The sequence below is a fragment of the Ruegeria sp. AB10 genome, from assembly GCF_056542745.1.
This window is the reverse complement of sequence record NZ_JBQGAI010000003.1, coordinates 377,378-392,791: the sequence shown is the minus strand read 5'-3', so window position 1 is coordinate 392,791 and position 15,414 is coordinate 377,378. Positions and strand designations below refer to the sequence as shown.

Annotated in this window: 16 protein-coding genes; 6 read left to right on the top strand and 10 right to left on the bottom strand. The window is 61.7% G+C overall.

Annotation, left to right across the window (positions count from 1 at the left end):
* The first annotated feature begins 113 nt into the window (after window positions 1-113).
* Window positions 114-1,553: an aldehyde dehydrogenase family protein gene (locus tag ACR0NT_RS09395; protein WP_170672915.1), complete on the top strand. Its 1,440-nt coding sequence runs from the start codon at window positions 114-116 to the stop codon at window positions 1,551-1,553.
* A gap of 44 nt (window positions 1,554-1,597) precedes the next feature.
* On the opposite strand, the gene ACR0NT_RS09390 is transcribed toward ACR0NT_RS09395, so the two are convergent.
* Entirely contained in the window at window positions 1,598-2,449 is an 852-nt protein-coding gene (locus tag ACR0NT_RS09390) for a bifunctional helix-turn-helix domain-containing protein/methylated-DNA--[protein]-cysteine S-methyltransferase (RefSeq protein WP_170443997.1), read from the bottom strand.
* Between the two features lie 118 nt (window positions 2,450-2,567).
* On the opposite strand from ACR0NT_RS09390, the gene nth reads away from it, so the two are divergent.
* Together nth and ACR0NT_RS09380 are read left to right on the top strand one after the other, a co-directional pair.
* Complete coding sequence (gene nth / locus ACR0NT_RS09385; protein ID WP_170672912.1) at window positions 2,568-3,212, top strand: endonuclease III; 645 nt, start codon at window positions 2,568-2,570, stop codon at window positions 3,210-3,212.
* Window positions 3,209-4,198, top strand: coding sequence for an adenosine kinase (locus tag ACR0NT_RS09380; RefSeq protein WP_170672909.1), 990 nt, complete (start codon window positions 3,209-3,211; stop codon window positions 4,196-4,198). The genes nth and ACR0NT_RS09380 overlap by 4 nt, the downstream gene beginning before the upstream one ends.
* Before the next feature lie 4 nt (window positions 4,199-4,202).
* Here the strand turns inward: ACR0NT_RS09380 and ACR0NT_RS09375 are convergent, their stop codons facing one another.
* The 3 genes from ACR0NT_RS09375 to ACR0NT_RS09365 all read right to left on the bottom strand — a co-directional run bounded on the left by ACR0NT_RS09375 (window position 4,203) and on the right by ACR0NT_RS09365 (window position 6,984).
* The gene (locus ACR0NT_RS09375; protein ID WP_170672907.1) at window positions 4,203-5,039 is read right to left on the bottom strand and encodes a DUF547 domain-containing protein; all 837 of its coding nucleotides are present in this window, start codon (window positions 5,037-5,039) and stop codon (window positions 4,203-4,205) included.
* Window positions 5,036-6,409 carry a radical SAM protein gene (locus ACR0NT_RS09370; protein WP_170444005.1) on the bottom strand — a complete coding sequence of 458 codons (1,374 nt, stop codon included), beginning with the start codon at window positions 6,407-6,409 and terminating at the stop codon, window positions 5,036-5,038. Before ACR0NT_RS09370 ends, ACR0NT_RS09375 begins: the two co-directional genes overlap by 4 nt.
* 89 nt (window positions 6,410-6,498) lie before the next feature.
* Window positions 6,499-6,984, bottom strand: coding sequence for an RNA pyrophosphohydrolase (locus tag ACR0NT_RS09365; protein ID WP_170444007.1), 486 nt, complete (start codon window positions 6,982-6,984; stop codon window positions 6,499-6,501).
* A 137-nt stretch (window positions 6,985-7,121) separates the two neighbouring features.
* On the opposite strand from ACR0NT_RS09365, the gene ACR0NT_RS09360 reads away from it, so the two are divergent.
* On the top strand, window positions 7,122-9,149 hold the full coding sequence (locus ACR0NT_RS09360; RefSeq protein ID WP_170672904.1) for an NADPH-dependent 2,4-dienoyl-CoA reductase: 2,028 nt from the start codon (window positions 7,122-7,124) through the stop codon (window positions 9,147-9,149).
* A gap of 187 nt (window positions 9,150-9,336) precedes the next feature.
* Complete coding sequence (locus ACR0NT_RS09355) at window positions 9,337-9,993, top strand: hypothetical protein (RefSeq protein WP_170444011.1); 657 nt, start codon at window positions 9,337-9,339, stop codon at window positions 9,991-9,993.
* A 95-nt stretch (window positions 9,994-10,088) separates the two neighbouring features.
* On the opposite strand, the gene ACR0NT_RS09350 is transcribed toward ACR0NT_RS09355, so the two are convergent.
* The gene (locus tag ACR0NT_RS09350; RefSeq protein WP_170444013.1) at window positions 10,089-10,529 is read right to left on the bottom strand and encodes a DUF4399 domain-containing protein; all 441 of its coding nucleotides are present in this window, start codon (window positions 10,527-10,529) and stop codon (window positions 10,089-10,091) included.
* Window positions 10,530-10,757: 228 nt separating this feature from the next.
* On the opposite strand from ACR0NT_RS09350, the gene ACR0NT_RS09345 reads away from it, so the two are divergent.
* Window positions 10,758-11,663, top strand: a complete 906-nt coding sequence (locus ACR0NT_RS09345; protein ID WP_170444015.1) for a LysR family transcriptional regulator — start codon at window positions 10,758-10,760, stop codon at window positions 11,661-11,663.
* 58 nt (window positions 11,664-11,721) lie between these two features.
* On the opposite strand, the gene ACR0NT_RS09340 is transcribed toward ACR0NT_RS09345, so the two are convergent.
* Genes ACR0NT_RS09340 through ACR0NT_RS09320 form a run of 5 tightly spaced genes read right to left on the bottom strand, consistent with a single transcriptional unit; the run spans window position 11,722 to window position 15,401 of the window.
* Window positions 11,722-12,432: an SDR family NAD(P)-dependent oxidoreductase gene (locus ACR0NT_RS09340; RefSeq protein WP_170672901.1), complete on the bottom strand. Its 711-nt coding sequence runs from the start codon at window positions 12,430-12,432 to the stop codon at window positions 11,722-11,724.
* 53 nt (window positions 12,433-12,485) lie between these two features.
* Complete coding sequence (locus ACR0NT_RS09335) at window positions 12,486-13,388, bottom strand: OmpA family protein (RefSeq protein ID WP_170444019.1); 903 nt, start codon at window positions 13,386-13,388, stop codon at window positions 12,486-12,488.
* On the bottom strand, window positions 13,385-13,957 hold the full coding sequence (locus ACR0NT_RS09330) for a peroxidase-related enzyme (protein WP_170444021.1): 573 nt from the start codon (window positions 13,955-13,957) through the stop codon (window positions 13,385-13,387). The genes ACR0NT_RS09335 and ACR0NT_RS09330 overlap by 4 nt, the downstream gene beginning before the upstream one ends.
* On the bottom strand, window positions 13,954-14,682 hold the full coding sequence (locus ACR0NT_RS09325) for a GNAT family N-acetyltransferase (RefSeq protein WP_170444022.1): 729 nt from the start codon (window positions 14,680-14,682) through the stop codon (window positions 13,954-13,956). Before ACR0NT_RS09325 ends, ACR0NT_RS09330 begins: the two co-directional genes overlap by 4 nt.
* A complete protein-coding gene (locus tag ACR0NT_RS09320; protein ID WP_170444024.1) occupies window positions 14,679-15,401 on the bottom strand; it encodes a molybdopterin-binding protein in 723 nt (240 codons plus the stop codon). The genes ACR0NT_RS09325 and ACR0NT_RS09320 overlap by 4 nt, the downstream gene beginning before the upstream one ends.
* Between the last annotated feature and the right edge of the window lie 13 nt (window positions 15,402-15,414).

Here is a 15,414-nt window from a genome sequence, read left to right as displayed (position 1 = left end):
CCATTTTGGGCCGTTAAATAATTTGATCAAATTACCGCTTGCCGCGCCCCAGCGCCGGTGCCAGAGTGGCCCCGACACACCGGGTTCGGACGGTTCGCACAGGAGGATGCGCCATGATCGAAAAACGCGATTTCTATATCAACGGTCAGTGGACCGCCCCATCGGCCGCCCATGACTTCGAGGTCATCAACCCTTCGACCGAGGAGCCCTGCGCAGTGATCTCGCTGGGCGCGCAGGCGGACACCGACGCCGCAGTCGCTGCCGCCAAGGCCGCCCTGCCCGGCTGGATGGCCACTCCGGTCGAAGACCGCATCGCACTGGTCGAGAAGCTGGTCGAGATTTACCAGACCCGGTCCGAGGATCTGGCGCAGGCGATGTCGCTTGAGATGGGTGCGCCGCTGGACCTGTCGCGTACCGCGCAGTCGGGTGCCGGGATGTATCACCTGCAGAACTTCATCCGTGCGGCCAAAGCGTTTCAGTTCGACCGCCCGTTGGGCGATCACGCCCCCAATGACCGGATCATCTTTGAAGCCGTCGGCGTCGCCGCCCTGATCACGCCGTGGAACTGGCCGATGAACCAGATCACGCTCAAGGTCGGCGCGGCGGCGATTGCGGGGTGCACCATGGTGCTGAAACCCTCGGAACAGAGCCCGCTGAACGCGATGATCTTTGCCGAGATGATGGATGAGGCCGGCTTCCCGCCCGGCGTGTTCAATCTGGTCAATGGCGATGGTGTCGGTGTGGGCTCGCAACTGTCGTCGCATCCGGATGTGGATATGGTCAGCTTTACCGGCTCGACCCGCGCAGGCACGGCGATTTCCAAGGCCGCAGCCGAAACGCTGAAGAAAGTGCATCTGGAACTGGGCGGCAAGGGCGCGAATGTGATCTTCGCCGATGCGGATGAAAAGGCGGTCAAACGCGGCGTGCTGCACATGATGCAGAATACCGGCCAAAGCTGTAACGCGCCCAGCCGTATGCTGGTGCAGCGTCCGATCTATAACAGGGCGGTTGAGACCGCCGCCGAGGTGGCAAACATGGTCAAGGTCGGACCGGCGCTGGAAGAAGGCCGCCATATCGGCCCGGTGGTGAACGAGGTCCAGTGGACAAAAATTCAGGACCTGATCCAGAAAGGCATCGACGAAGGCGCCCGGCTGGTCGCGGGCGGCGCCGGTCGGCCCGAAGGTCTGAACAAGGGCTATTACGTGCGGCCCACGGTTTTTGCCGATGCCAACAATCAGATGACGATCGCGCGTGAGGAAATCTTTGGCCCGGTCCTGACCATGATCCCCTTCGACACCGAAGAAGAGGCGGTCGAGATTGCCAATGACACGCCCTATGGCCTGACCAATTACGTGCAAACGCAGGACGGTGCGCGGGCCAACCGCATGGCCCGCGTATTGCGGTCCGGCATGGTGGAAATGAACGGAAAGTCGCGCAGCGCCGGGTCTCCGTTTGGGGGGATGAAACAGTCCGGGAACGGACGCGAAGGCGGCGTTTGGGGATTGGAAGATTTTCTGGAAGTCAAAGCCGTCGGCGGCTGGGCCGCAGAGTAACCTGATCCAGTTGTGAGGCACCTGACGGTGCCTCGCTCTACGACTCAGGCATCTGCCTGAGCGGCCTCGAAAGCCAGCATGGCGCGCTTGACCGGCAGGCCCCAGTGGTAGCCACCCAAACCGCCGGATTTGCGCAGCGCCCGGTGGCACGGGATCAGCCAACTGACCGGATTGCGCCCCACGGCAGTACCCACCGCACGCACTGCCTGCGGCGAACCCACCCGTTCCGCAATCTCGGAATAGGTTGTGACCTGACCCGAGGGGATATGCATCAGCGCCTCCCACACCTTGATCTGCAATGGTGAGCCGATCAGGTACAAGGGCGTCGGTTCCAGCCGGTCGCTGACCGAACCGAACGCGCTTTGGACCCAGGGGCGCAGGCGCATCGGGTCCTCGACGAATTCCGCCTGCGGCCAGCGCGAGAGCATGTCCTCCATCGCCTCTTCCTCGCCGGTTTCGGCGCCAAAGGCCATGCCGCAGATGCCTTTGTCGGTGCCCATGACCAGCGCCGGGCCAAAGGGGCTTTCGAACCAGCCCCAATAGATCGTCAGGCCCGCGCCTTTGCGGGCGTATTCGCCGGGGCTCATGGATTCCCATTTCAGGAACAGATCATGCAGGCGGCCGCTGCCGGAAAGGCCGACGTTGTGCGCGGTTTCCAGCGTCGTAAAGCGTTCACGCAGCAGCGCCTTGGCGTGGCCCAGCGTCAGGTATTGCTGATACCGTTTCGGCGACACTCCGGTCCAGCGCGAGAACAGGCGCTGGAAATGGGCCGGGCTCATGTCCATCTGGCGGGCCAGCTCCTCAAGGCTCAGGCTTTCGCCACCCTGATCGATCAACTCGATCGCGCGCCGCATGACGTTGTAGTGATAACCGCTTTCGGGGGTTTGGACGTTCATGTCTCTCACCTCTTTGTCTGGGATTAAACATAGCGCGTCGGTCACGCCCCCGCGACCCGGAACATGCGCATTGGCTTTTGGCTTGTGTCACGGGTCCACGGGCGGCATTAAGGCCCGGATGGCAAAACAACTTGGATATCACAAGATCCGCGAGATCTTTACCCGCTTTCACGAGGCCGACCCCGAACCCAAGGGCGAGCTGGACCATGTGAACGTCTATACTCTGGTCGTGGCCGTGGCGCTGTCGGCGCAGGCCACCGATGCGGGCGTGAACAAGGCCACCAAAGAGCTGTTCAAAATCGCCGACACGCCGCAAAAGATGCTGGATCTGGGCGAAGAGGGGCTGATCGAGCATATCAAAACCATCGGCCTGTTCCGGCAGAAGGCCAAAAACGTCATCAAGCTCAGCCGTATTCTGGTCGAGGACTACGGTGGCGAGGTCCCCAATTCCCGCGCCGCGCTGCAATCGCTGCCGGGGGTCGGGCGCAAGACGGCCAATGTGGTTCTGAACATGTGGTGGCGCTATCCGGCGCAGGCGGTGGACACCCATATCTTTCGCGTCGGCAACCGCTCCGGCATTTGCCCCGGCAAGAATGTGGACGCGGTCGAACGCGCCATCGAGGACAATATCCCAACCGATTTCCAGCTGCATGCGCATCACTGGCTGATTCTGCATGGCCGCTATCACTGCAAGGCCCGCAAACCCATGTGCGGCACCTGTATCATCCGCGATCTCTGCGAATTTGAGGACAAGAATCTATGAAAACCTACCAATTGACTGGCATCGGCAATGCCGTTGTGGACGTGATTTCCCAGGCCGATGACAGTTTTCTGGAGCTGATGGGCATCGAAAAAGGCATCATGCAGTTGATCGAGCAGGAACGCGGCGAAGTTCTGTATGCCTCGATGGAAGGCCGGGTGCAGACGCCGGGCGGGTCCGTGGCCAACACCATCGCCGGGGCCGGTGCGCTGGGCCTGGACGCGGCGTTTATCGGCCGGGTGCATGATGACGCCTTGGGCCGGTTCTACGCGGATGCGATGAACGAGGATGGCGTTGATTTCGTGAACCCTCCGGTCCCGGGCGGAGAGCTGCCGACCTCGCGCTCGATGATCTTTGTTTCGCCCGATGGTGAGCGGTCGATGAACACCTATCTGGGGATTTCGTCCGAGCTGTCCTCGGCCGACGTGTCCTCGGACGTTGCGGGTAAAAGCCAGATCATGTTCCTTGAGGGCTATCTGTTCGACAAGGAAAAGGGCAAGGCGGCGTTCCTTGAGGCGGCGCGCGATTGCCACAAGGGCGGCGGCAAGACCGGCATCGCCATTTCCGACCCGTTCTGCGTGGAACGCCACCGGGTCGATTTCCTGCTGCTGATCGAGAATGAGTTGGATTTCGTGATCGGCAACGAAGCCGAGATCAAATCGCTGTTCGAGACCGACGATCTGGAAGAGGCGCTGGCGAAAACCGCCGGGATTTGTCCTCTGGTCGTCTGCACCCGCTCGGGCGACGGGGTGACCGTTCTGCATGGCGGTCAGCGCATCGACGTGCCGGTGGAAAAGGTGGTTCCGGTGGACGCGACCGGCGCGGGCGATCAGTTTGCTGCAGGCTTCCTGTTCGGCATGGCCACGGGCCGCGACTATGAAACCTGTGCCAAGATCGGCAATGTCTGTGCCCGCGAAGTGATCAGCCATATCGGCCCAAGGCCCGAGGCCAACATGCAGGAACTGCTGCGCGCCGAAGGGTTGCTCTGACCTTTCAGAACGCCGCAGCAGCGTCGTTCAAGGCCCAGTTGTATTTATAAGCATTGACGCGCGCGGTGTTCTGCAACCGCGCGCGCACATCGGGATCGGCCACTGTCTGGAGATAATTCAGAACTGCCTGCTCGTTGGCGCCGAAATCTTCACGAAACCAGATATAGATCTTTGACAGGATCAACCGCCCGCGCTCGTCAAACCGGACCCCGCGCGGATCGTTGACATAGGCGCGTTCGGCGGCGGCAAAGTCACGCTCGAGCGTCTCGGCCTGCCAGGCGCGGTTCATCAGGTTGGGGCAGCCCACGGCGGCGCAGTTCAACGCGTAATGGATACGTGGATCGTCGAACGTGGGCCGGATGATACGATGCTCGATATCGTTCAGGGTCAGCGTTTGCCCCGCGACCTGCACCAGCGGGCGGCTCCAAGGCCCGATCGAAAGCGGCCCGTCCTTGATGTCGCGAATCGAAGCAACGGGATAATTCTCGAGGATCACATCCACCGTCACCGCATTATAAAGGTTGATCCAATAGGCCAGTTGCTGATCTCGGGTCAGGCGTGTCGGGTCAACGGCCTGCAGGTCGGCCAAGTAGTCGCTTAGTCGCGCCCGGTCCGCCGGGGACACCTGCCCATAGGCCACCCGGTTCACGCCTTGGGCATCCGCCGCGACATAGCGGGTCAGAAACACCGTCCAGTCCTTGTGATCGACTTGCTGGCCCGGCGCAGAGGCAAACCGGGTCAGGGATTGCCCCGGCAACACCTCGGGCGCGGGCAAAGCCAGACGTTCGACGCTGGCGCAGGCGGCCAACAGGGGCAGCAGCAGGATAAGCAGCTTTTTCATGACGCATCTTTCCGAATCTGGCGTAGGACCCGCATCTGCCCCTTCAACCGTTTAAGCGGCGCCAGTGCAGGGTCGTTCAGGTCAGGCAAGTCCGAACATGCGGACAAACGGGGCACCGCCGCGTTCCACCAGCTTGGCCCGGTGGGTCCGTCGATCCGATCCGGACTGGCCAGATGCTGATCGCGCTGGGCGTTGTGCACGCACATCGACAAGGGGCCGTTCGCCGTCGCCACCATGAACACACACGAGGCGCAGCGGTCCTCCTCCAACGCATCCGCCGCCATGAAATTGTGGATGAACACCGCCTGCCGTCGCACCGGACCGCGCAACAAGCCCGTCCCCAGACGCGCCATGCTCACTGCCAGATGTGCCACGGCACGCAGCGCCAGCAATGGGTGACGCCGGATCGCGCGCCACAGCTTGGGTCGAATACGGATATGAGCGTCCTGCCTGTCATCCACCCCTTCCAACACTGCAATAACCCGATGCACCAGGCGCCGGTTCGACAAAAGCGACACCGCGCGCCCTCCGGCGGTGACGACACTGGAATAGCGGTTGCATTTGGAATGCCCCACCGCGGCCGTGCCGAAATGCAGCGGCGCCCCGTAGCCCGCCTCAATCGCACGCGCGACGCTGTCCTGCGTGATCGCATCGGGCCGCGCACGCAATACGCCACGCCCGGTATCGGCCTGCATCTGGAACGAGACAAAGGCGACCTCGGGGCAATCCCGCAGGAACCGCGCCAACGCCGGGAGGTCCTCGAAATTGCCGCCAAAAACGGTGGTGTTGAACAGAATACGCAGCCCCAACCCCTGCGCCCGGCGGATATAGGCGCGGCGCACGGTGTTCAGTTCGACCTCGTTGCGGAACCCTTTGCGCTCCTGCGTCATGTCCACGTGAAAGGCCACATCGTCCAGCCCCGCCGCCACCAGCCGTGTCAGCATCGCCCGGCTGGCGCGGATGCCGTTGGTCATCAGGCAGGACCGCATCCCCAGACGGCGGATTTCACGACACAACGCTTCAAGGTCCTCAACCTTGCGCAGGGTCGGGTCGCCGCCGGTCAGTTGCACCGAAACCCCGGTGCCGTAATGGCTGCGGATCGTCGCCAACCGCGCAAACAGCACCGAGAGCGGCGGATCATAGGTCATCTCGGCCCGGTCCGAGAGGTAGCACAGCGTACAGTCCAGATTGCAGCGCTGCGTGACCTCCAGCGCGACGCAGGCAATGGGATAGAACCGTCCCGCCGTCTGGCCGGGGCCGTATTCACCGCAGCTTTGCAGCCCCTTTCGCAGGCGCGCGCGCCGGTCTTTGCCTTGGAATGTACGACCGGCAGGAACGATGGCGGGTTGTATAGGGGCAACGTCTTTCATGCCCACCAAGCTAGAGAGGTGCCGGAACCCGAACCACGCCCCCTCACGGCAAGTTGTCGCGGGGTGATCAGCAGGATGAGGTGCCGCCCTTAGCCCAGATAGCTGTCAAACGCTGCAATCACCTGCTCATACACCTCGCGCTTGAACGGCACGATTTCCTCGATCAGCTTGCCGGGGTCCTGCCATTTCCAGCGGGTGAATTCCGGATGGTCGGTTTCGATATTGATCTGATCGTCGCGGCCGGTGAAGCGCAGCAGGAACCATTTCTGCTCCTGCCCGCGATAGCGGCCTTTCCAGATGTTTGGCACGATGTCATGGGGCAGATCATAGGGCAGCCAGCCGTCGGTCTCGGCCACGACCTCAACCAGTTCAGCCGTCACACCGGTTTCTTCCCACAGCTCGCGCAGGGCGGCGTCGCGGGGAGCTTCGCCCTTGTCCACGCCGCCCTGAGGCATCTGCCAGGCATCCGCGTGCCGGTCATTGCGCTGGCCGACGAAAATCTTGCCCTCGGCATTCATCAGCATCAGCCCGACGCAGGGGCGATAGGGCAGTTTGGCGATTTCTTCGGGGGTCATGCGCGGCCTCGTAGGTTGCTCTGGCAACTCTGTATCAAGCGGTTCGGGAACAGCAAAGGGTGTGACGTTAGGTTCTGCGTGACAAAGGTGACGTGAACGTCAATCTAACACTTAAGAATCGGGAGGGAGAGTTCGCCATGACTGCGTACCCAAACATGCTGGCCCCGCTGGATCTGGGCTTTACCACGTTGAAGAACCGCGTCCTGATGGGCTCGATGCACACGGGGCTTGAGGAAACCGGCGACTGGAACCGCGTGGCTGAATTCTATGCCGACCGGGCGCGCGGGGGTGTGGCGCTGATGGTGACAGGTGGGATTGGCCCGAACCTTGAAGGCTCGGTTCTGCCCGGCGCGTCGATGATGACCAACGACAAAGAAGTCGCGAACCATGCAATCGTCACACAGCGGGTGCATGAGGCGGGCGGCAAGATCGCCATGCAGATCCTGCACGCAGGCCGCTATGCCTATGGTCCCAAATGCGTGGCCCCCAGCCCGGTGAAATCCCCGATCTCTCCGTTTCCGCCGACTGAGCTGGACGAGGACGGGATCGAGAAGCAGATCAGCGACATCGTTAACGCCGCCGTTCTGGCCCGGAAAGCGGGCTATGACGGGGTCGAGATCATGGGGTCCGAGGGGTATTTCCTGAACCAGTTCCTGGTGACACACACCAACAAGCGCACCGACTGCTGGGGAGGCTCCTATGAAAACCGGATGCGCCTGCCGATCGAGGTGGTGCGCCGCACGCGTGAGGCCGTGGGGACGGATTTCATCATCATCTATCGGCTGTCGATGATCGACCTGATCCCAAATGGCTCGACCCATGAAGAGGTTGTGGAACTGGCCCAGCGGATCGAAAAGGCCGGGGCCACGATCATCAACACCGGTATTGGCTGGCATGAAGCGCGGATTCCCACCATCGCCACCAGCGTGCCGCGCGCGGCCTTTGCCTGGGTGACGAAAAAGCTGATGGGCAAGGTCGGCATACCGGTGATCACGTCGAACCGGATCAACACGCCGGAAGTGGCCGAAGAGGTTCTGTCCACCGGCTGCGCCGACATGGTATCTCTGGCGCGTCCGATGCTGGCGGATGCGGATTTCGTGAACAAGGCGATGACCGGTCAGTCGGCGCAGATCGCGCCCTGTATCGCCTGCAACCAGGCCTGTCTGGATCACACCTTCAGCGGCAAGCTGACCTCGTGTCTGGTCAACCCGCGCGCCTGCCATGAGACCGTGTTGGAGATTGGCACTGCCGAGACGCCGAAGACCGTCGCCATCGTTGGTGCCGGTCCGGCCGGGCTGTCCACCGCCATGACCGCCGCGCAGCGCGGCCATGACGTGACCCTGTTCGATCGCGCCGCCGAGATTGGTGGCCAGCTGAACATGGCCAAACAGGTGCCGGGCAAGGAAGAGTTCTGGGGGCTGGTTGACTGGTACCGCACCATGATGGCTGATCTGGGCGTCAAGGTGGAACTGAACCGAGACGTCAGCGCCGACGACCTGACCGGTTTTGACGAGGTGATCATCGCCACCGGTGTCACCCCCCGCGATCCGCAGATTCCGGGGCAGGACCGAAACAACGTCATCACCTATATCGACGTGCTGCGCGACAAGGCCGAGGTCGGGAAATCCGTCGCCGTTATCGGCGCGGGCGGTATCGGCTTCGATGTGTCTGAATTCCTGCTTGAGAACGGCCACAGCATCACCACCGACCTGCCCGCCTGGATGAAGGAATGGGGCGTGACCGACCCGGAGCAGCATCGCTCGGGCCTGGCACCTGAAGGCCCGCAACCCGAAGCCCCCGCGCGCGACGTCACGCTGCTGCAGCGCAAGAAACAGGCACACGGCAAGGGACTGGGCAAGACGACCGGCTGGATTCACCGTGCAACGCTGAAGATGAAGGACGTTAATTTCGCGGGTGGCGTGAACTACGAACGCATCGACGACGACGGTCTGCATATCAGCTTTGGCGAAGAACGCGCCGACCCCACCGTGATAGCCGCAGACACGATCGTGCTGTGTTCCGGTCAGGTGTCCGAACGCAGCCTTGCGGATGCGCTGATCGAACGGGGGATCACCCCGCATGTGATCGGCGGCGCGGATGTGGCGGCGGAACTGGACGCAAAACGGGCGATCAATCAGGGGACGCGGCTGGCAGCAAAGTTATAAAAAGTCGCGCCGTTCTTTGGAAAACGAAAGAACTGTTATTTGATAAGAAATAGTCTGTTTCGCCCTGCCTGATTTGCAAGGCGTTTTAATGTGTTGATCAAAGGGGGGTTACTGGGCATCTATTTCAAAAACTATTGGCTTGCACCAAGAAAATGCGAGCCTCGCAGAGATAGGCAGGAGTCAGAAATTGGAAGCACTGAAAGTCAGGAAACCTTTCGAACTAGAACATTGTCAGGGTAAAACCATCGCCCATTTTGAACCCGTGGGATTTGTGCTTTCAGGAAAAGAGTTCCAGGGCAAAATTGCCGTATTCCTCGCATTTTTGTTCGGTTGGTTGCCGAGTTCTTTTTTCGGGGTGCTTGTGGCTTTGCCGTTTATGGCGATCTGGCCCGTTGACGAAAGTGGCTTGGCTGCGATCCCGGGAGTCGCAGGCTTTGTCGCGGGGTGGGTGATGTTAATCAAATTTGCCCGGAGAATTGGGCGGAAAGCGCGTGAAGCAAGCTTAGCGCACGGCAGCAATGCGACCACTATTATCTTCGAAAAAGACAAGGTTCGCGCGTCGTCGCTCGACAAAGAACCTGTGGTTCTTGCCAGAGAGGAGATTGGAGAGGTTTTCTCGAATTCGCCAGACACAAGCTACACTTATAACGGTCGAACCGACCGTGCGGTGAAGGAAGCTGTCGCAAGAAACAAAGCAAAAACGGCTCATGCTGTAATTGTAGAGTACGGGCAGGACCGCATTCCTATTGTGCCCGGCGTTCTCAGTGAACTTCAAGCTGACAGGATCCGAGATCTCGTTACAAATTGGCGTGACGATCCTTCTTCGATTGTCACTGGTGCCTAATTCGCCGATCAGGATTCAGGCGAAGCATGATTTTGGCACGTCAAGTAACTACTGTCGCCAGAATACTCGCGCGCGCTGATCTGGAGTCTAGGAACTCACTCCACCGTTATCGTAATCACATCAGACACAATCGGCGTGGAATGCGGTACGTGGCCCGCATCGCCCAGCACCAGTTGCAGCGTATGCTCACCAGGGGCCAGTTCCAAAGTCACCTCGGTCTGACCGCCGCCGAAATGCAGGTGGTTGTCGTCCGCGGGCAGACCGTAGGCCAGCTCATCCGCGCCGTCCTCGCCCTCACCCAGCGGCGGACGGTCGATCAGCAGGTGGTGATGGCCGGTGTTTTCCTTCTCGGTCCCGGCGGGGGCCACGCCCATGCCGCTGAGGCCAAAGACCACGATGACCGGCGACTGGACGGTGTCCCCATCGGCAAGGTTCACGAAATAAACCTTCGCGTCAGGGTTGGATGCGGTTTCCCCTCCGGCCAGCGCAAGGGTTGCGGACAGGCACAGGGCAGTTAGGGCAAGCAAGGCTTTCATGAAATCCTCCGTGGTCACAAATTTGCCATGCTCACCTTAGCACAATCGGACGCAAACGCCGAAAATCCCTGTCTGTCAGGCTCTGCGGCGATGCCGGAAACCATTGTTTCCGCGTTTCCTATCTGCAAACGATCTGATTCAAATCCCTGATATTATCCCATGTCTGCCCTGTTTCCGCCCAGATTGAAGGCGACAGTCGGGCAACGACTATACACCCGGGGAACGAGAATGGATCGACTTACCGAAATGGAAGCCTTTGCCAATGTGGTGGACCAGGGTGGATTCACCGATGCGGCCAAGAAAATGGGCATCTCCAAATCGGCTGTGTCAAAGCACGTGTCCAGCCTTGAGGCCCGATTGGGCGCACGACTGCTGAACCGTACCACACGCCGCGTTTCCCCCACCGAGATCGGACTTGCCTATTACGACCGCGCGCGCCGTGTGCTGAATGACGCGGGCGAGGCGGATGCGCTGGTAACCTCGATGCAGTCCGCCCCCTCGGGCCTGCTGCGGATCAGCGTGGCGACGGATTTCGGCGTCAATCATCTGTCGCCGGTTCTATCGGATTTCCTGGCCGCCTATCCCGACATCACCGTCAACATGGTGCTGAACAACCGCTATGTTGAGCTGATTTCCGAGGGGTTCGACGTTGCCGTGCGCATTGGCGAGCTGGAAGACAGCACCCTGCGCGCGCGCAAGCTGACCGAAACCGTGAAACGCATGGTTGCCGCGCCCAGCTATATCGAGAAATTCGGGCGTCCGCAGAAGATCGACGACCTGAACGAACACAAGCTGCTGCACTACTCCAGCCAATCCTCGGGCAATGTATGGAAGCTGACCGCGCCTTCGGGTGAAAAGCGGCAGGTTCGCACCGCAGGCTGGCTGAGCGTCAATGACGGGCAGTCGCTGTTGAATGCGGCCATCTCGGGGCTGGGGATCGCGTATCTGCCCAGCTATCTGTACGCGGACGCACTAAAATCCGGTCAGGTACTGGATGCGATGCCGTCGCTGCCAGATGAGGTGCAGGGCATCTACGCCGTCTACCCGCCCGGCCGTTTTACCCAACCCAAGGTGCGGGCATTCATTGATTTTCTTGTCGAGTCCTTCAACGAAAAGGGCCCGATGGACTGGTAATATCTCCCCCGGTGAACCTCGACGGCCCGCGCATCTGTGCGGGTCTTTTTTTGTCGTCTCAGAACCGTTCGACCCAGGGCCGCAGGGTAAGTTCATCGCTCCAGGCCGATCGGTCCTGATGGATCAGATGCATGTATTCGCGGGCAATGGCATCCGGATCCAGCATCGAGTCGGGCGTGTCGGCCGCTGCAATCCGCTCGGGGTTGCGGATACCGCCGTCGATATTGACCCAGGCCACATGGATGCCGCGGGGGTGCAGCTCGCGCGCCATGGACTGCGCCAACCCTCGTTGCGCGAACTTGCCCATGGCAAAAGGCGCCGACAGCGGAAAGCCTTTGACGCCCGCCGAGGCACCGGTGAACAGGATCGTGCCCCGCCGGTTGTCACGCATCGGCTGATCCAACATGCGGCGGGCGGCGGCCTGACCCAGAAGGAACGCCCCATGCGCCGTCACCTCAACCGCCTTGCGGACGGTTTCCGGGTCAAGCTCTGTGATCGGGCCGCGCTGCCGGGCCGAGGGGTTATAGCACGCCACCCGAAGCTCACCCGGCAGGCTGGTAACCAGCGTCGCCACGCCCTGCGCATCCGTGCCATCCAGCTGATGCAACCTCGCCCCTGTCTCGGCGGCCAAAAGTTCCAGATCCGAAACGTCGCGGGCGGCCAGATGCACGGCATACCCGCCCTGCGCCAATGCTCGCGCGAACGAGGCCGACAGACCGGCCCCTGCGCCAATGATCACGGCCTGCGGCGTTGGTGTCTGGTCAGTCATGTGGGGTCCTTTCGTTTTCGATCGGCTCGCCTGTCTGACCTATGCCACCAAGGTCAATTGACCAGCAAAACCGCCTCGACCCGACGGTTCAGGTCGCGGCCCTCGGGCGTAGCATTCGAGGTCAGCGGGGCCAGGTAGCCAATGCCGCGCGCCTCGACCCGGTCGGCGGCAACCCCATGGGCCTCGATCAGACGGGTCCGGACCGCCTGCGCCCGCCCGGTGCTGACCGAGATGTTGGCATCCAGCGCGCCGGTGTCGTCCGTGTGCCCGACCAGCGCCAGCCGCGTATCGGGGTTGTCTGCCAGAAAGGCCGCGATCTGGTCCAGCGAAGCAAAAGGACCTTCGCCCAGCGTAATTTCTCCAGTGCGGAAATGCAGATCATCCAGAATGACATGCCCATTCTTTTCCAACGTCGCCAACAGCCCGCCGGACGGGCCGACCGTTTCCTCGACCACCAAAGGCGGTGGGGCCTCTGCCTCAGCCGGAGTGACACGGATCAACTGAATGTAGCCGCTGGGCGGATTGCGGCTGACCAGCAGGCTCAGAACATCGTCGCCACGCGTGGCGGTCAGAAAACGGTAGTCCTGAATCGCCACATACATATCGGGGGTCGGAACAACCTCGGTTCCGAACCGGAAATCGAACCCGCCACAGGCGCGGGCCTCGCATTCGAACAATACGTCATAGCCCTGCGCCACGATCTGCTCGCGCAGCGGCGCCAGCAGTTGCAGCGTTGTACTGGCGCCCGATTGCAGGCGCCAGGTCATCCGTTCAACCCGCCCCTCGACCTGCCGCACGGGCAGGGTGCCGTCAGAAAACGGACCGGTGGGGAGGTCATAACTGTCCAGCGGGCTGATCCGGTCGCTGATCTGGCGCGCGCCCGAAGGCAAGGTCAGGTCCTGCGCAACCCCCGGCCCGGCCAACAGCAACAGGATCAGTGAGGCAAAACGGATCATCGGGCCTGCGCGTGGTATTGGTCGTTCGGAACCATCGCCGTAGCACTGGCAACCCGGTTCGACATGTTGAAAAAGCCGGTCACGTTGGCGATGTCCCAGATGTCACGGTCGGTAAAACCCGCATCCCGCAGGCGCTGACGGTCGGGTTCTTCGATCTCGGTGCTGGCCGAGGTCATCTTGGCGGCAAAGTCCAGCATCGCCCGCTGGCGTGTGTCCAAAGACGCGACGCGGTAGTTCATCACCAGCATTTCCCCCAGTTGCGGATCGCCCGACAATTGCCGCACCGCTGCGCCATGAGCCACGAGGCAATAGAAGCATTTGTTGATCGCCGACACGACCACCGCGATCATCTCACGCTCAAGCTTGCTGAGGCCACTGTCGCCCAGCATGAGGTCGTTATACATCGCGGTAAAGGCGTTCAGCTTGTCGATGTCAAAGGCATAAGCCCGCAGCACATTCGGCACAAAGCCCAGTTTTTCCACGCAAATATCAAAGTACTTCTGCGTCTCGGGCGGCAGCGGGTTCACCATCGGCAGGTCCAGCGCGGTGGGGGCGGATTGGTCGGTCACGTCGGGCTTTCTCCTTGAACAAGCTGACGGTAGTGGTATTCGCCGACAATCTCCATCCCGAGCGCGCTATAAAGCCCGTTGGCCCCGGCATTTGCCTTGGTGCAGATCACGCTGAGCGTTTCTGCCCCGTTATCCCGCGCCCAGAAGGCGGCGGCGCGCATGGCCCAGCCGCCCAAGCCCTGACGGCGATGATCGGACAGGATTTCCAGCGCGTGCACCATCGCGACCCCATCGTGCATCGCAACAAATCCGGTTCCGGCAGGCTGATCATTGTGGCGCAGCAACAGGCCGGTTTTGGGGCCTCGCGCGCGCTCCATCACCGCCACCCGCTGGGGGCCAATGCCGCCCTTCGCCCAAATCTCACGCATGATCGCCAGCGGCTCGGGTGTAAGGAACACCGTAACACGGGGGATCGGCATATCCGTCAGGTGACCGATGGGACAGGCGTAGATGTTGACCGGGTCCAGAACCTGATACCCGCGCGCGGTCAGTTGCGCATCCAGCGCCTCGTCCCCCGGGCGCAGGCAGAAGATGCGCTTTTGCCCCATCGCCTGCATCGCGGCCTCGGCGGCGTCAATATCCGCGTCGCTTGTCGGGCCCAGCGCATTGGTCGCCGACACGCGCGACCCGCCGCCCTGCCCCTGCCGCAGTTGAAACGGCCCCAGCCGCTCATACCGCGCGGCAGGCCAGGTGCCGTCGACGACGTCGGTCCAGTTTTCGCTCACAGATCAAGCTCTTTCGCAAGCCGGGTGGCGGCGGCATCGATACGCGCGCCATCGGTGCCGCGCACCACGACATTGGCGCCAAAAACGCCGTTGATCTGGAACGGGTAGCACCCGATCGACAGATCCGCGAAATCATTGGCCAAAACGGAAAGAGTGGCAGCGATATCGCCTTCACCCCGATCCACCCGCAGGGTTTGCGACAGCAGCGGGCTGCCCCCGGTCAAGCCGGGCAACACACTGGCCACCATCGCCTGAAACACCGACGGCACCCCGGCCATCACGTGCACGTTCGCAATGGTGAACCCCGGCGCGGTCGAGACCGGATTGTCGATCAGCACCGCCCCGTCCGGAATGCGCGCCATGCGCAGGCGGGCCTCGTTCAACTCCAGCCCCGACTTGTCGTAATGCGCCTGCAGCAGCGCGCGGGCGTCGTCACGAATGTCGATATGCGCCCCAAAGGCACGCGCGATGCAATCGGCGGTGATATCGTCATGGGTGGGGCCGATGCCGCCGCTGGTGAATACATGGTCGTGGTCGTCGGAAAGCGCCTTGACCGCCGTCTCAATCGCCGAGGCATCGTCGCTGACGATGCGCACCTCTTTCAGGTCAATGCCGTGCTTGGTCAACTCCCCGGCCAGATAATGCATATTCGCGTCGCGGGTCCGGCCCGAGAGGATCTCATCCCCGATCACCAGCATTGCAGCGGTTGGATTTGCCATGGCACGCGCCCCC

What these genes read in the sequence shown, in the direction of transcription:
- ACR0NT_RS09395 (WP_170672915.1), top strand. Translation starts at nt 114, where the DNA reads ATGATCGAAAAACGCGATTTCTATATCAACGGTCAGTGGACCGCCCCA.
- ACR0NT_RS09390 (WP_170443997.1), bottom strand. Translation starts at nt 2,449, where the DNA reads ATGAACGTCCAAACCCCCGAAAGCGGTTATCACTACAACGTCATGCGG.
- nth (WP_170672912.1), top strand. Translation starts at nt 2,568, where the DNA reads ATGGCAAAACAACTTGGATATCACAAGATCCGCGAGATCTTTACCCGC.
- ACR0NT_RS09380 (WP_170672909.1), top strand. Translation starts at nt 3,209, where the DNA reads ATGAAAACCTACCAATTGACTGGCATCGGCAATGCCGTTGTGGACGTG.
- ACR0NT_RS09375 (WP_170672907.1), bottom strand. Translation starts at nt 5,039, where the DNA reads ATGAAAAAGCTGCTTATCCTGCTGCTGCCCCTGTTGGCCGCCTGCGCC.
- ACR0NT_RS09370 (WP_170444005.1), bottom strand. Translation starts at nt 6,409, where the DNA reads ATGAAAGACGTTGCCCCTATACAACCCGCCATCGTTCCTGCCGGTCGT.
- ACR0NT_RS09365 (WP_170444007.1), bottom strand. Translation starts at nt 6,984, where the DNA reads ATGACCCCCGAAGAAATCGCCAAACTGCCCTATCGCCCCTGCGTCGGG.
- ACR0NT_RS09360 (WP_170672904.1), top strand. Translation starts at nt 7,122, where the DNA reads ATGACTGCGTACCCAAACATGCTGGCCCCGCTGGATCTGGGCTTTACC.
- ACR0NT_RS09350 (WP_170444013.1), bottom strand. Translation starts at nt 10,529, where the DNA reads ATGAAAGCCTTGCTTGCCCTAACTGCCCTGTGCCTGTCCGCAACCCTT.
- ACR0NT_RS09345 (WP_170444015.1), top strand. Translation starts at nt 10,758, where the DNA reads ATGGATCGACTTACCGAAATGGAAGCCTTTGCCAATGTGGTGGACCAG.
- ACR0NT_RS09340 (WP_170672901.1), bottom strand. Translation starts at nt 12,432, where the DNA reads ATGACTGACCAGACACCAACGCCGCAGGCCGTGATCATTGGCGCAGGG.
- ACR0NT_RS09335 (WP_170444019.1), bottom strand. Translation starts at nt 13,388, where the DNA reads ATGATCCGTTTTGCCTCACTGATCCTGTTGCTGTTGGCCGGGCCGGGG.
- ACR0NT_RS09320 (WP_170444024.1), bottom strand. Translation starts at nt 15,401, where the DNA reads ATGGCAAATCCAACCGCTGCAATGCTGGTGATCGGGGATGAGATCCTC.